The organism is Celeribacter naphthalenivorans (assembly GCF_020524585.1).
In the GTDB taxonomy this organism is placed as follows: domain Bacteria; phylum Pseudomonadota; class Alphaproteobacteria; order Rhodobacterales; family Rhodobacteraceae; genus Celeribacter; species Celeribacter naphthalenivorans.
In genome coordinates this window covers 152,408-165,765 of record NZ_JAIVLK010000001.1, presented here as the reverse complement: position 1 = coordinate 165,765, position 13,358 = coordinate 152,408, and the positions used below count along the sequence as shown (strand labels likewise).

General features: G+C 58.8%; 14 protein-coding genes. 8 read left to right on the top strand and 6 right to left on the bottom strand.

Features of this window, described 5'->3' with window-relative positions:
- Positions 1 to 132 precede the first annotated feature (132 nt).
- The 3 genes from LC094_RS00815 (at position 133) to LC094_RS00805 (ending at position 5,141) form a co-directional block, all read left to right on the top strand.
- Positions 133 to 2,025, top strand: a complete 1,893-nt coding sequence (locus tag LC094_RS00815; protein WP_226549187.1) for a propionyl-CoA synthetase — start codon at positions 133 to 135, stop codon at positions 2,023 to 2,025.
- 166 nt (positions 2,026 to 2,191) lie between these two features.
- Positions 2,192 to 3,781, top strand: a complete 1,590-nt coding sequence (locus tag LC094_RS00810; RefSeq protein WP_226549185.1) for a response regulator — start codon at positions 2,192 to 2,194, stop codon at positions 3,779 to 3,781.
- Complete coding sequence (locus tag LC094_RS00805) at positions 3,750 to 5,141, top strand: sigma-54-dependent transcriptional regulator (protein ID WP_226549182.1); 1,392 nt, start codon at positions 3,750 to 3,752, stop codon at positions 5,139 to 5,141. The genes LC094_RS00810 and LC094_RS00805 overlap by 32 nt, the downstream gene beginning before the upstream one ends.
- Before the next feature lie 15 nt (positions 5,142 to 5,156).
- Here the strand turns inward: LC094_RS00805 and LC094_RS00800 are convergent, their stop codons facing one another.
- The gene (locus tag LC094_RS00800) at positions 5,157 to 5,915 is read right to left on the bottom strand and encodes an NAD kinase (protein ID WP_226549179.1); all 759 of its coding nucleotides are present in this window, start codon (positions 5,913 to 5,915) and stop codon (positions 5,157 to 5,159) included.
- A gap of 267 nt (positions 5,916 to 6,182) precedes the next feature.
- Between LC094_RS00800 and glyA the strand changes: the two genes are divergently transcribed.
- Together glyA and LC094_RS00790 are read left to right on the top strand one after the other, a co-directional pair.
- Complete coding sequence (gene glyA / locus LC094_RS00795) at positions 6,183 to 7,478, top strand: serine hydroxymethyltransferase (RefSeq protein WP_226549176.1); 1,296 nt, start codon at positions 6,183 to 6,185, stop codon at positions 7,476 to 7,478.
- A gap of 70 nt (positions 7,479 to 7,548) precedes the next feature.
- Positions 7,549 to 8,397, top strand: a complete 849-nt coding sequence (locus tag LC094_RS00790) for a DUF817 domain-containing protein (RefSeq protein ID WP_226549173.1) — start codon at positions 7,549 to 7,551, stop codon at positions 8,395 to 8,397.
- On the opposite strand, the gene LC094_RS00785 is transcribed toward LC094_RS00790, so the two are convergent.
- Entirely contained in the window at positions 8,372 to 8,731 is a 360-nt protein-coding gene (locus tag LC094_RS00785; RefSeq protein WP_226549170.1) for a hypothetical protein, read from the bottom strand. The two genes, LC094_RS00790 and LC094_RS00785, sit on opposite strands and share 26 nt — an antisense overlap.
- A gap of 64 nt (positions 8,732 to 8,795) precedes the next feature.
- Between LC094_RS00785 and LC094_RS00780 the strand changes: the two genes are divergently transcribed.
- The gene (locus LC094_RS00780) at positions 8,796 to 9,578 is read left to right on the top strand and encodes an alpha/beta fold hydrolase (protein WP_226549167.1); all 783 of its coding nucleotides are present in this window, start codon (positions 8,796 to 8,798) and stop codon (positions 9,576 to 9,578) included.
- Here LC094_RS00780 and LC094_RS00775 read toward each other — a convergent pair.
- Positions 9,575 to 9,763: a CTP synthetase gene (locus LC094_RS00775; protein ID WP_226549165.1), complete on the bottom strand. Its 189-nt coding sequence runs from the start codon at positions 9,761 to 9,763 to the stop codon at positions 9,575 to 9,577. The genes LC094_RS00780 and LC094_RS00775 overlap by 4 nt on opposite strands.
- Positions 9,764 to 9,943: 180 nt before the next feature.
- Here LC094_RS00775 and LC094_RS00770 point away from each other — a divergent pair, with 180 nt between their 5' ends.
- Positions 9,944 to 10,081 (top strand): entericidin A/B family lipoprotein, encoded by a 138-nt coding sequence (locus LC094_RS00770; RefSeq protein ID WP_226549162.1) that lies wholly within the window; start codon positions 9,944 to 9,946, stop codon positions 10,079 to 10,081.
- 67 nt (positions 10,082 to 10,148) lie between these two features.
- Positions 10,149 to 10,286, top strand: coding sequence for an entericidin A/B family lipoprotein (locus LC094_RS00765; RefSeq protein WP_066710510.1), 138 nt, complete (start codon positions 10,149 to 10,151; stop codon positions 10,284 to 10,286).
- A gap of 121 nt (positions 10,287 to 10,407) precedes the next feature.
- Here LC094_RS00765 and LC094_RS00760 read toward each other — a convergent pair whose 3' ends face one another.
- From LC094_RS00760 to lepA, 3 genes are all read right to left on the bottom strand, one after another.
- Entirely contained in the window at positions 10,408 to 10,911 is a 504-nt protein-coding gene (locus LC094_RS00760) for an ImmA/IrrE family metallo-endopeptidase (RefSeq protein ID WP_226549159.1), read from the bottom strand.
- Entirely contained in the window at positions 10,908 to 11,327 is a 420-nt protein-coding gene (locus tag LC094_RS00755; protein WP_226549156.1) for a hypothetical protein, read from the bottom strand. Before LC094_RS00755 ends, LC094_RS00760 begins: the two co-directional genes overlap by 4 nt.
- A gap of 203 nt (positions 11,328 to 11,530) precedes the next feature.
- Positions 11,531 to 13,330 (bottom strand): translation elongation factor 4, encoded by a 1,800-nt coding sequence (gene lepA, locus LC094_RS00750; protein ID WP_226549153.1) that lies wholly within the window; start codon positions 13,328 to 13,330, stop codon positions 11,531 to 11,533.
- Between the last annotated feature and the right edge of the window lie 28 nt (positions 13,331 to 13,358).

Genomic DNA, 13,358 nt, shown 5'->3' with positions numbered 1-13,358 from the left:
GGTAACAACATTGCCGGAGCGGGCCAAATTACCAGCGGCCCCCGTGATTGTTGCGCGTGATATTCCTACCTAGCCCCGCAGGGAATCACTGACTGAGCCAATCACGCCAAGTCAGCGAGGAGGACGCGAAGAGTGGCATATAAAGACGTTTACGAGGCCTGGAAATCCGATCCGGAAGCATTCTGGATGGAGGCCGCAGAGGAGGTTCATTGGTTCAAAAAGCCCACGAAGGCGCTGTTTGACGACAAGGCCCCGATTTATGAATGGTTCTCGGACGGGTTGACCAACACCTGTTACAATGCAGTGGACCGCCATGTCGAAGCCGGTCGCGGCGACGAGATCGCGATCATGCACGAGAGCCCGATCACCCATGCGACCAAGGGCATCACCTACAAGGAATTGCAGGCCCGCGTGTCGTCCCTGGCGGGCGCGCTCAAAATGCGCGGCGTCGAGAAAGGCGACCGCGTCATCATCTATATGCCGATGGTGCCCGAGGCGCTTGAGGCAATGCTGGCCTGTGCCCGGATCGGTGCGGTGCATTCGGTGGTCTTCGGCGGCTTTGCGGCGCATGAACTGGCGGTTCGGATCGACGACTGTACGCCGAAAGCGATCATCGCGTCGTCCTGCGGACTCGAGCCCAACCGCGTGGTGCATTACAAACCGCTTTTGGACGAAGCCATTGAGCAGGCCACACACAAACCCGAATTCTGCGTGATTTTTCAACGTGAACAAGAGGTGGCCAAGCTGATCGAGGGGCGTGACTTCTCTTGGCATGGCTTCCAATACGGCGTCAAACCGGCAGAATGCGTGCCGGTCGAGGGCAACCACCCGGCCTATATTCTCTACACCTCCGGCACCACCGGCGCGCCGAAAGGCGTGGTGCGCTCCACCGGCGGGCACCTTGTGGCGCTGAACTGGACGATGAAGAATATCTACAACATCGAGGCGGGCGACCGGTTCTGGGCGGCCTCCGATGTGGGCTGGGTCGTGGGCCACAGCTACATTTGCTACGGACCGCTGATCAAAGGCGCGCAGACCATCGTCTTTGAAGGCAAGCCGGTCGGCACGCCGCATGCTGGTGTGTTCTGGCGGATCATCCAGAACCAGCGGGTGAAGTCCTTCTTTACGGCGCCAACCGCCCTGCGCGCGATCAAGCGCGAGGACCCGAATGGCGAGTGGATCAAACGCTATAAGGCACATGAGCTTCAGGCGATTTTCCTCGCTGGTGAACGTGCAGACCCCGACACGATCAAATGGGCGCAGGAGAAATTCGGCGTGCCGGTGATCGACCACTGGTGGCAAACGGAAACCGGCTGGGCCATCGCCGCGAACCCGCTTGGGATCGAGGAATTGCCAGTCAAGATCGGCTCGCCGTCCGTGGCCATGCCGGGCTATGACATCGACATTCTCGACGAGGCGGGTCATCCGGTGGCCGACGGCGAGCTGGGCGCCATCGCGATCAAACTGCCGCTGCCGCCAGGTACGTTGCAGACGCTTTGGAATGCCGAAGACCGCTACAAAAAGAGCTACCTGACGACATTTCCGGGCTATTACGAGACGGGCGATGCGGGCATCAAGGATGAGGACGGCTATGTCTACATCATGGCCCGCACCGATGACGTGATCAACGTCGCCGGGCACCGCCTCTCGACCGGCGCGATGGAAGAGGTTCTGGCGAACCACCCGGACGTGGCAGAATGTGCCGTGATCGGCGTGGCGGATCAGCTCAAGGGGCAATCGCCGCTGGGCTTCTTGTGCCTCAACGCCGGGTGCGACCGCGATCATGCCACGATCGTCAAAGAAGTGGTCGCCTCGGTCCGCAAGGACATCGGCCCTGTCGCGGCGTTCAAGATGGCCTGTGTCGTGGATCGTTTGCCGAAAACCCGCTCGGGTAAAATCCTGCGCGGCACGATGGTGAAAATCGCGGACAGCCAACCGTTCAAAATGCCCGCGACCATCGACGATCCGGCCATTCTGGACGAGATCAAACTGGCGCTTCAGGGACTTGGGTACGCAAAAGAGTAAATTTTAACCAAAAATCTCTGTTCCCCGGCGCAAGGTTGGTTAAGACTTTGTAAACCAATTCGCCGGGGATCGACGCGGCCCGATTTGGCCGCGTTTTTTCTTGTCCGACAATGCGATCGGCAAATGTTGCATAGGTTGAGCGTCTGGTGGGACGTAAGGGGATAATTTGACTCAGGGGAACGAACAAAGCCACACGCTTCAGATCGAGGATGCAGGGCGTATCTCCCTGTTGTCACATGATATTCGCTCGACGTATGGGGAATTGCAAAGCGCGCTGAAGATGTTGGCACAGGACGCGCATCTTCCTCAGCGCCTCCAGAATGAGCTGTCGCGGTTGAGCCATACCGGCGCGCATCTGGGCCGCTTGCTCGATGAGGTCTCCGAGGCGATCTTTCACGACCATCAGAAACGCCCGCCGCCCGTTCTCAGCAGCGCGCCGCGACTGGTCCTGACGGGGCTTGTGCAACGCTGGCAGAGGATCACCGAAAAGCTCGGTTCCGAACTTTTGCTCAGCGGGACGGATCATCTGCCCGACATTGCGGATCTCGATATGCTGGCGCTGGAACAGGTGCTCTCGAACCTCGTGTCCAACGCGCTGCATCATGCCGGTCCCGGGCCGATCTCCATCGATATTGCGCGCTCTGGCCAGGACGCGCAGGAAGAACTTGTGTTCCGCATTCGCGACTCTGGGCCGGGCTACCCGCCCTCTGTTTTGGGCTCCGTGGCGCTGGCGCCCCCCCCCATCGGCGCGGGGGAGCCGGGATCGGGGTTCGGCCTGCATGTGGCCTTTGACGCGACCCGTCGTTTGAATGGCAAACTGAAACTGCAGAACCCGCCGGATGGCGGCGCGGAAGCCTGTTTGACGCTGCCCTTTCCACGTCCCAACACGGCCAACACCGACACCATCGCACAGTCGCAGCACCTGCCCGAAGGGCTGGTGGCGCTTTTGGTCGAAGACAGCGCCGCTTTGCGGCTTGGACTGCGTCACGATCTTGAGGCGCTTGGCCTGACGGTGATCGAGGCGCATGACGGCATCGAAGCGCTCGAACGCCTCACCGACCCAAAGACCCACATCGATATCGTGTTTCTCGACATCGAATTGCCCCTGCTGTCGGGGCTTCAGGTGTTGTCACGGCTCCGTGCACAGGACCAAAGCGTTCCCCCAACCGTGGCCATCACCTCGCATGTGTTCATGGTGAACCGTCAGACCATCCTGTCGCATGGCGTCAAGACGGTGCTCAGAAAACCCGTCAGCGCCCAGCGCGATATTCTCGAGGCCATCGCCACCGCGCTTGAGTTAGATCACCCGCTCTCGCCCGCGCAGCCCATGTTCTACGCCCGGCCTGCGCGCGTCGCCCTGCCCCAAGATGTGCTGGCAGACTGTCTGGACAGGCTGATCGCCCACCTGCCCTGCCCGACAGCGCGAGAGGTACTGACCCAGATGTCTGACGATCTGGATCGCTATCTCGATGAGGCCACCCGCGCGATGCAAGATCAGGACGGTCTGGAACGGCATGCCCAGGTGTCGCGGGCCTGCCATTCTTTGTCGGCGCTCTTTGCCACAGTCAATATGAAGACGGCCCAGCGGGCCTCGCGTGTCCTGTCTGAGCGTTCAGATCAGATGCCGCCATCTGACATCATTGAAATTCTCAGGCAACTCCGGCAATATGCCTCAAATATTCAAACTGCAATTCATTCGATCTTAACGCGCGAGATGGACACAGATGTGCCACCCACCCATTTTAATCGTCGATGACGTCGCGACCCATTTGACCCTCTTTTCTGCCACTTTAGAAGCCGAGGGACATGTCGTCCTCACCGCCCGCAGCAAACAAGAAGCGCTGGAACTGGCGCAAAACCATGCGCCAGGGATTGCCTTGGTCGATCTCGTGCTGCCGGATGGCGACGGGGCGGAATTGATCGAGGCCTTGACCTCCCGCTGCCCGGAGCTCAAGGCCATTGCCGTGACCGCCTTTGCAACGGTCGACCGCGCGGTGGCCGCAATGCGCAACGGCGCCGTCGATTTCCTGGTCAAACCGCTGACCCCGGATCAATTGATCTCCGCGATCAACAATGCGCTTGCCGGGCGCAGCATCGGAACTTTGCCCGGCGAAGCGATCGGGCACGGCGATGGTTTGGAAGGCGCGATCAACTCCTCGAAGCCGATGAAAGACGTTTATGCGACCATCCGCGCCGTGGCGGGATCGGCTGCCTCGGTGTTCATCACCGGCGAAAGCGGCACCGGCAAGGTCAAGGCCGCCGCCACCATCCATGCGCAATCCGGGTTCAACACCGGCGCTTTTGTCAAACTCGACTGTTCCACCGCCGACCCGGACCGGATCGAAGAAGAGCTTCTCGGCCATGTCGCGACAGCGGACAGCCCCGCCAAGCCCGGCGCTGTCGAGCGCGCCAATGGCGGCACCCTTTTGCTCGATGAGGTCTGCGCCCTGTCCCCGGCGATGCAGGCGCGGCTTTTGAACATTCTCCAAACCGGCGAGATCACCCCCCTCGGTGGCGACACGCCCCTGCCCGTCTCCTTCCGCCTGATCTGTTCCTCGACGCCCGACCCGACCGAAGAGGTGGCCCATGGCCGTTTTCGTGCGGATTTGTTCTATCGGTTGAACGTTGTGCCAATCCATCTCCCGCCGCTGCGCGAACGCGGATTGGAAGTGGTCGAGATTGCAGAGACCGAACTGGATCGCCTCTGTGCGCAGGAGGGGCGGAATTTCCGGACGCTCTCGACCGGGGTCAAGGCGATCTTTCTCGACCACAACTGGCCCGGCAACATTCGCGAGCTGATGAATGTGATCTGGAATGTCGCGCTTTTGAACGATGGGCCTGTCGTGGAAATTTCCGACCTGCCGCCCTATCTGCGCGGCATTGGCACCGCTCCGTCGCAGGGCGCCGAGAGCGCGCCGCCACGGTTCCCCGGACGCGCCGATCCCTTTCAGGGGCGCACTTTGGCGGAGATCGAAAAACAGGCGATTGAGGCCGCAATCCAAGCGACGGACGGGTCGATCCCGGCGGCGGCACGGGTGCTCGATGTCTCGCCCTCGACGCTCTATCGCAAGCTTGAAACCTGGGGCAAACCCGTGCGAGGCGCCCGCAAAAGCTAAGGCAAGCGCCTGATCTCAGACGAATTGTTCGCGCAACAGCCGCTCTTCGAGCCCGTGCCCCGGATCGAAGAGAATGCGGTGTTTGACCTTGGGTTCCGAGGCAATCTCGACCCAGAGCACCTTATCCGTGTGGCGGCTGTCGGCATCGGCCATGACCGGGCGTTTTTCCGGTTCAAGCACATCGAACCGCACCTTGGCGGCACTGGGCAACAAGGCCCCGCGCCAGCGCCGGGGCCGGAACGCGGCCATCGCGGTGAGTGCCAGAACATCGGAGCCGATGGGCAGGATCGGCCCGCGCGCGGAGTAGTTATAGGCCGTGGACCCGGCGGGCGTCGCCACAAGCACCCCGTCGCAAATCAGCTCTTCCATGCGGATTTTGCCGTCAATCGAGACGCGAAGTTTCGCCGCTTGCGGACCCGCGCGCAGCAAAGACACCTCGTTGATCGCCAGCGCCTTATGTTCGCGCCCATCCTCACCACAGGCCACCATGGAGAGCGGGTTGATCACCTCTTCCTCGGCCTCGCGCAGCCGTTCGATCAGATCGTCCTCACGAAATTCGTTCATCAAAAAGCCGATGGTGCCGCAATTCATGCCGTAAACCGGCGTGTCGAGATGCATGGTCCCGTGCAGGGTCTGAAGCATGAAACCATCGCCGCCCAAGGCCACGATCACCTCCGCCTCTTCCAGCGGCACCGCCTTATACTGCGCAGACAGCCGCTCAAACGCGCGCTGCGCGATCTGGGCATCGCTTGCGGCAAAGGCGATTTTAACCATGATGTGTCCCTTTCAGAACCAGTGTTTGGTTTTCAGTATCAAAGCTGATTGGGGATTTCACCTGAATTCCTGCGGGGTTGCGCAATCCTCCTGTCATCGAAATTGTGCCCCCAGACGGACGCGCGGGCGCGCATCGGAAACTTTCGTCTCCACAAAAGGCCTACGCGGGATCGGATTCATGATCATTATGCGCCGACAAAGGGTTTTCCAAATGTGACAGAATGGCTAAGACAGCCGCGACACTCCCAGCCTGCCAAGGAGCATATCATGACGGCCAATGTCCGCGATTCCGGTTTCTTCACCGAGGCGCTCGCCTCCCGCGACCCCGAGCTGTTCGACAGCATCACCAAAGAGCTTGGCCGTCAGCGCCACGAGATCGAATTGATCGCCTCTGAGAACATCGTCTCCGCCGCCGTGATGGAGGCCCAGGGCTCCGTCCTCACAAACAAATACGCCGAAGGCTATCCGGGCCGTCGTTACTATGGGGGCTGTCAGTTCGTCGACATCACCGAGAACCTCGCCCGTGATCGCGCGAAAGAGCTGTTCGGCTGTCAGTATGTGAACGTTCAGCCGAACTCCGGCTCTCAGGCGAACCAAGGCGTGTTCAACGCGCTTTTGCAGCCGGGCGACACGATCCTCGGTATGAACCTCGCCTCCGGTGGCCACCTGACCCACGGTGCGACCGTGAACCAGTCCGGCAAATGGTTCAAAGCCGTGCAATACGGCGTGCGTCAGCAAGACCAGCGCATCGACTACGATGCCGTCGCCGAGCTGGCGCGCGAGAACAAGCCGAAGCTGATCATCGCCGGTGGCTCCGCCATTCCGCGCCAGATCGACTTTGCGAAATTCCGTGAGATTGCGGATGAAGTCGGCGCGATCCTGATGGTCGACATGGCCCACTTCGCCGGTCTCGTGGCCGGTGGTGCGCACCCGTCGCCCTTCCCCTATGCCGATGTGGCGACCACCACGACGCACAAGACGCTGCGTGGTCCGCGCGGCGGCATGATCCTCACCAATGATGTCGAGATCGCCAAAAAGGTGAACTCCGCCATCTTCCCCGGCATTCAGGGCGGCCCGCTGATGCATGTCATCGCCGCGAAAGCCGTGGCCTTTGGTGAGGCTCTGCGTCCCGAGTTCAAAGAGTATGCCAAGCAGGTGATCGTCAACGCCCAAGCGCTGGCCGATCAGCTGATGAAGGGCGGCCTGGACATCGTCACCGGCGGCACCGACACCCACGTTCTGCTCGTCGACCTGCGCCCCAAAAACGTGACCGGCAAGGACACGGAAAAGGCGCTGGAACGTGCGCATATCACTTGCAACAAAAACGGCATCCCGTTTGACCCGCAGCCGCCGATGGTCACCTCCGGCGTCCGTCTCGGCACGCCTGCGGGCACGACGCGTGGGTTCGGTGAAGCGGAATTCCGTCAGATCGCCGACTGGATCGTCGAAGTGGTCGATGGTCTTGCCGCCAATGGCGAAGAGGGCAATGCAGAGGTCGAAGCCAAGGTTAAAGCCGAGGTCGAGGCGCTTTGCGAGAAATTCCCCCTCTATCCGAACTTGTAAGTTTCGAACATTCAAGACAGATTGAGGGGCCTTCGGGCCCCTTTTTCTTTCACAATTGCGATGTTGCCCGATGTCTCAGCCCACCACACTTGAACGCCGTCTCGGCGACTGGCTCCGCGCCCGTCTGCCGCATGCGCTCACCGAACTTGTGATGTTCACCGTCAAAATGGGCTGGGCCTCGCTCTTTGGCGGGCTTTTGTTGATCGCCATGCTCGCGACCCATGCGATCTGGCAGGACGACTGGCCGATCGCGCGCTATGACGCATTGCTGCTCTACGCGCTCGGTCTGCAAATCCTGTTTCTGATCTTTCGGCTGGAAACCCTCACTGAGGCCAAAGTCATCCTCTTGTTCCATATCACCGGCACCGTGATGGAGATTTTCAAACTCCACATGGGCAGTTGGGATTACCCCGGCGCTGGCGTGATCAAGATCGGCGGCGTGCCGCTGTTTTCGGGCTTCATGTATGCCTCCGTCGGCAGTTTCATGGCCCGTGCGATCCGCCTCTTCGACATGAGGTTCGCGCCCTACCCGCCCTATTGGGCCTCGCTGCTGTTTGCGCTCGCGATCTATCTGAACTTCTTCACGCATCACTTCGGCCCGGACATCCGCATCGGGCTTTTCATTGCCTCTCTGATCCTCTTTGCCCGCACCCGCGTCTGGTATCGCATCGGACATTGGCACTGGATGCCCCTGCCTCTCGCCGCCGTGCTCTCCGCCTTTTTCCTCTGGATCGCCGAGAACATCGGCACGGCGACACGGATCTGGCTCTACAACGGTCAGGTCTCCGGCGAGATGGTCAGTTTTTCGAAAATGGGGTCGTGGTATTTGCTGCTTTACGTCAGCTTTGTGACGGTCACCTTGGTACAGCGCGATGCATTGCACCCGCGCGCTTTTACACCAGACCGCGCCAGATCATGACGACCAACGCAAGCGCGATGGTGGCAAAGACAACAAAGCCAACCGTCGCGATCAGGTCCAAAACCCGATTCTTGCGTCGGGTTTTCACATCCTGACGCTCGAGGAAATACCGCAATTCCTTGAAGGCCTTATCGACCTTTTTATGCGGCACCTGCTGCGCCAGTTTCGGATGCGCCTCAAGGGCAAGCGCCTCGACAATCACCGCCGATTTCCGACGCGCCCAGCGCGGCAGGCGGCGTCCGGCGTGTTTCACCTTGGCCTCGAAGCCCTCTCCCATGCGCACGCCCAGATGGTCGCGCAAAAGCACGGCAAGCTCGTCTGATCTCTGCGTCACGGAATGCTCCATGCGCCTCTTTTAGGGGGTTTGCCGCTGGGCGCCAAGGCGCTATCTCTCAACCATGTTGCACATTGACTTGAACGGTCAGCCGACCGACGCCTCACCCCTTTTGATCGTCCACGGCCTCTTCGGCTCCGCCCGCAACTGGGGCGTGATCTCGAAACGCCTCTCCGATGAACGCCTTGTCGTCGCCGTCGACCAGCGCAACCACGGCGCAAGCCCGCGCTTTCCGACGCAAAGCTATCCCGACATGGCGGCTGATCTGGCCGAGGTTTTGGAGCCTTTGGTGGCCGAACATGGGCCGTGCCACGTCATGGGGCATTCCATGGGCGGCAAGGCGGTGATGGTGCTGGCGCTTGAGCGACCTGAGCTGATCAAATCGCTGGTCGTGGCCGATATTTCGCCCGTCACCTACAGTCATGACAACACGCCTTTGATTGAGGCGATGCGCCGGATTGATCTGTCCATCGTGGAGAAACGTTCGGACGCCGACAAACAACTCGCCCGCGACGTGTTGGACGCGGGCGTGCGGGCGTTTTTGCTGCAAAGCCTTGTGGTCAAAGAGAAACGCTGGCTTTTGAACCTCGACGTCTTGGAAGCCGAGATGCCGAAGATCACCGCTTTCCCCGAGGTCTCCGGGCAGTATCATGGCCCCACGTTCTTCCTCTCCGGCGGCGAAAGCACCTATGTCGAACGCGACCACCGCGCGCGCTCCAAGGCGCTCTTCCCAGAGGCCAAATTCGCCTCCATCCCCGGCACGGGCCATTGGCTTCATGCCGAGAAACCCCGCGAATTCGAGGCCGCGATGCGGGCCTGGATGCATGCCGTCGACGCGAAGGCTTAAGAGAACTCTTTCAGGATTTTCTTGGTGACAACCCACGTCACCGGGACCGACACGACAAAGCCGATGGCCGCCGCGATCAGGATGGGCTGAAGCGTGTCCTTGCCCATCGTCAGCGCCACGACGACGGCGGTGCCCATCAAGGTGGTGGAAATCAACGAAAACAGGATACCGGCAAGTCGGTTCATGGGTCTCTCCCTCATATTCGATCGCGCGCATGTGACTTTAAGGTGATTCCGCGATGTCGCTTTGATCGGCGTCAAATCGCGATCTGGTACGCGGCATGACATCCGCCCCCATACACCTCTCCGATATTGCCCCCTCCCCGGAACGGCGCTACGACATTACGATATATCTTGGAGACCCCTATGAAACGCACAATCCTGATCGGCCTCACCCTCTTCGCCCTCGCCGCCTGCGAAACCATCGACGGCGCAGGACGCGACCTCTCGACCGCCGGACAAGCGATCTCCAGCGCCAGCCGCGACGTGCAATCGAACCTCTGATTGGACGAGGTCGGGAACCGACCGCCCGCCCGCGCGTTTCTCTCCTAAGCAATCAAAGGAGAGAGTGATGAAACGTGTGATGATTTTGGGCGCTGTGCTTTTGTCCCTTGCCGCCTGTGAAACGATTGAAGGCGCAGGTCAGGATATTTCCAAAGCCGGGTCCGCGATTTCGCAGGAGAGCCGGGAAGTGCAGAGTGAGATGTGAGCGGGGTTGCCGCTCGGGGAATTATGGAAAGCGCCTGCCCGGTTGGGTGGGCGTTTTTTGTTTAATCCCGCTTAGAATTGAACTAAGGAGCATTGCGGTATTTCTAACACGCACAGATTTCTTACTCAGTATTCAAACCTAGGTTCTTCAGCCTAATTTCCATTGCAGGCTTGGAAACTCGAAATGCTTCCGCCATTTCAGAAATATTTTTACCGTCACTGACCATTTCACGAACCAACGGTGCAGGCATTAGCAAACGTGCGGCATACTTATTGGCTTGAATTTCGTGCTGCTTAGTAAACGGCTCCACTTCATTCAGGGAAGGCTCATCGAATAGCGTATCTGTATGCCGGTTGAGCACTCCTTTCTTCCTCAGAAGATCACGATGTAGGACATAGTGAGCGATCTCATGCGCAGCCGTAAAACGTTGACGTCCTCGGTTCTCAAGAGCATTCACCGAGATTGTATATTGTTTTCCGTCGAATTCAATTTGGCCAGATTTTTCGCCCAGGTCCGTGTCGCGAACGAAACGCACGCCTAACCTTTCGATGAGCTTTTCCAAGCTATCGCCAGCGCGTGACATAAAATCTTTCAGAATCTCAGTCTCTGATTGCTGAATGATCATTCCGTTTCATCCTCTGACATGGCTTTCGCTAGATCATAACCCGCCTCGCCGTTCTTCTGAGAGACAATATTGTTATTTCTTTTCTGTTCTTCAAGTTCCTCTTTCACCAGTTGCTCTACTTGGCGTCGAATTTGAGGATCCATTTCTTTTACGGCTTCATACGCAGCAATACTTGCTTGTTCATATGCCGTCTCAGCGACGATTGTGCGAAGCATCCAGAAGCCAGAAAGCGCCACCACGACCAAAAAGATTTCAATTGTCGTCAATCCAACCGAAATATGATTGTCATCTGGAATATTACCATAGCTATTCCAAGTTAAGACCACGGCGAACGTCAAGATAACATTCCACAAGATCGAGAATGAAGCCAAGTCTAGCGCATATTTTAACGGGTCTTTTTGAAAACGTCGCAGCATTTAATATTCCTGCAATAGCGGTTTTAAATCCAAAAGCCTGATCACAAACAGGTTTTATCATCAAGGCTAGAGAAACTGAACTAACACTTAGTAAAGGAGTCCAGCCCACAAGGCGCGGTGTCAAGAGTCTACCATCGCAAGACATTTCTTCGCACTACATATGAACCTGAATAGCAAAAAGCCCCGCTCTCGCGGGGCTCTTTTTAACTGTCCATTTTCAGCGCGTTAATAAACGCTTCCTGCGGGATTTCCACTTTCCCGAACTGGCGCATCTTCTTCTTACCAGCCTTCTGCTTTTCCAGAAGTTTCTTCTTCCGGGTCGCGTCGCCGCCGTAACATTTCGCCGTCACGTCCTTGCGCAGCGCGGAGAGGGTTTCGCGCGCGATCACCTTGCCGCCAATCGCGGCCTGGATCGGGATTTTGAACATGTGGCGGGGGATCAGCTCCTTGAGCTTTTCACACATCGCACGACCACGGGACTCAGCACGGTCGCGGTGGACCATCATCGAGAGCGCATCCACAGGTTCGTCGTTCACCAGCACCTGCATCTTCACAAGGTTGTCCTCGCGATACTCGGTGAATTGATAGTCAAACGACGCATACCCTTTGGTAATGGATTTGAGCCTATCGTAGAAATCGAACACCACTTCGTTGAGCGGGAGGTCATAGACAACCATCGCGCGGGTGCCGGCGTAGGTCAGGTCCATCTGGATGCCGCGGCGATCCTGACAGAGTTTGAGAACATCGCCCAGATATTCGTCGGGCACCATGATCGTCGCCTTGATGCGCGGCTCTTCGACGTGATCGACATAGGTCAGATCGGGCATGTCGGCGGGGTTGTGCAGGTCCTCAACCGTGCCGTCCTTCATGTAGATTTTATAGACCACGGAAGGCGCGGTGGTGATCAGATCAAGATCATATTCGCGCTCCAGACGGTCGCGGATCACTTCGAGGTGCAACAGACCGAGGAAGCCACAGCGGAAGCCAAACCCCAGAGCGGCAGAAGTTTCCATCTCCGAGCTGAACGACGCGTCGTTCAGTTGCAGTTTCTCAATCGCGGTGCGCAGGTCTTCGAAGTCGTTGGCATCGACCGGGAAGAGGCCACAGAAGACCACGGGGATCGAAGGTTTAAAGCCCGGCAGCGGCGTGTCGCATTGCTTTTTCTCATGGGTGATCGTGTCGCCCACCTTAGTGTCGCGCACCTGTTTGATCGAGGCGGTGAAAATACCGATCTCGCCCGGCCCCAGCTCGGCGATGTCGACCATCTTCGGTTTGAGCACCGAGAGCTTGTCGATCTTATAGGTCGCCTTGGTCTGCATCATGCGGATCTGGTCGCCCTTTTTGACCACCCCGTCGATGACGCGGATCATCACGACGACGCCAAGATACGGATCGTACCAGCTGTCGACCAGCATGGCCTTAAGCGGCGCGTCGCGATCGCCTTTCGGCGCAGGCAGACGGGTGACGATGGCTTCCAGAACGTCAGGAATGCCGATGCCGGTCTTGGCGGAGATTTCAATGGCGTTCGAGGCGTCGATGCCGATGACATCTTCGATCTGCTCGCAGACCCGCTCCGGCTCGGCGGCCGGGAGGTCGATCTTGTTCAGAACCGGCACGATCTCGTGGTCGGCATCAATGGCTTGGTAGACGTTCGCAAGCGTCTGCGCCTCGACGCCCTGCGTCGCGTCCACCACCAAAAGAGAGCCCTCGACAGCCTGCATCGAGCGGCTCACCTCATAGGCAAAGTCGACGTGGCCGGGGGTGTCGATCAGGTTCAGAATATAGGTCTCGCCGTCCTTGGCCGGATATTCGATCCGCACGGAGTTCGCCTTGATCGTGATCCCACGCTCGCGCTCGATATCCATCGAGTCCAACATCTGCGCCTGCATATCCCGCTCGGCCACCGTGCCTGTAAGCTGGATCAACCGGTCGGCAAGCGTCGATTTGCCGTGGTCGATATGGGCCACGATGGAGAAGTTCCGGATGTTTTTCAGCTCGGTCATGACAGGCCTTTAGCGCGTGAAGGTTTGG

What these genes read in the sequence shown, in the direction of transcription:
- LC094_RS00805 (WP_226549182.1), top strand. Translation starts at nt 3,750, where the DNA reads ATGTGCCACCCACCCATTTTAATCGTCGATGACGTCGCGACCCATTTG.
- LC094_RS00800 (WP_226549179.1), bottom strand. Translation starts at nt 5,915, where the DNA reads ATGGTTAAAATCGCCTTTGCCGCAAGCGATGCCCAGATCGCGCAGCGC.
- glyA (WP_226549176.1), top strand. Translation starts at nt 6,183, where the DNA reads ATGACGGCCAATGTCCGCGATTCCGGTTTCTTCACCGAGGCGCTCGCC.
- LC094_RS00790 (WP_226549173.1), top strand. Translation starts at nt 7,549, where the DNA reads ATGTCTCAGCCCACCACACTTGAACGCCGTCTCGGCGACTGGCTCCGC.
- LC094_RS00780 (WP_226549167.1), top strand. Translation starts at nt 8,796, where the DNA reads ATGTTGCACATTGACTTGAACGGTCAGCCGACCGACGCCTCACCCCTT.
- LC094_RS00775 (WP_226549165.1), bottom strand. Translation starts at nt 9,763, where the DNA reads ATGAACCGACTTGCCGGTATCCTGTTTTCGTTGATTTCCACCACCTTG.
- LC094_RS00770 (WP_226549162.1), top strand. Translation starts at nt 9,944, where the DNA reads ATGAAACGCACAATCCTGATCGGCCTCACCCTCTTCGCCCTCGCCGCC.
- LC094_RS00765 (WP_066710510.1), top strand. Translation starts at nt 10,149, where the DNA reads ATGAAACGTGTGATGATTTTGGGCGCTGTGCTTTTGTCCCTTGCCGCC.
- LC094_RS00760 (WP_226549159.1), bottom strand. Translation starts at nt 10,911, where the DNA reads ATGATCATTCAGCAATCAGAGACTGAGATTCTGAAAGATTTTATGTCA.
- LC094_RS00755 (WP_226549156.1), bottom strand. Translation starts at nt 11,327, where the DNA reads ATGCTGCGACGTTTTCAAAAAGACCCGTTAAAATATGCGCTAGACTTG.
- lepA (WP_226549153.1), bottom strand. Translation starts at nt 13,330, where the DNA reads ATGACCGAGCTGAAAAACATCCGGAACTTCTCCATCGTGGCCCATATC.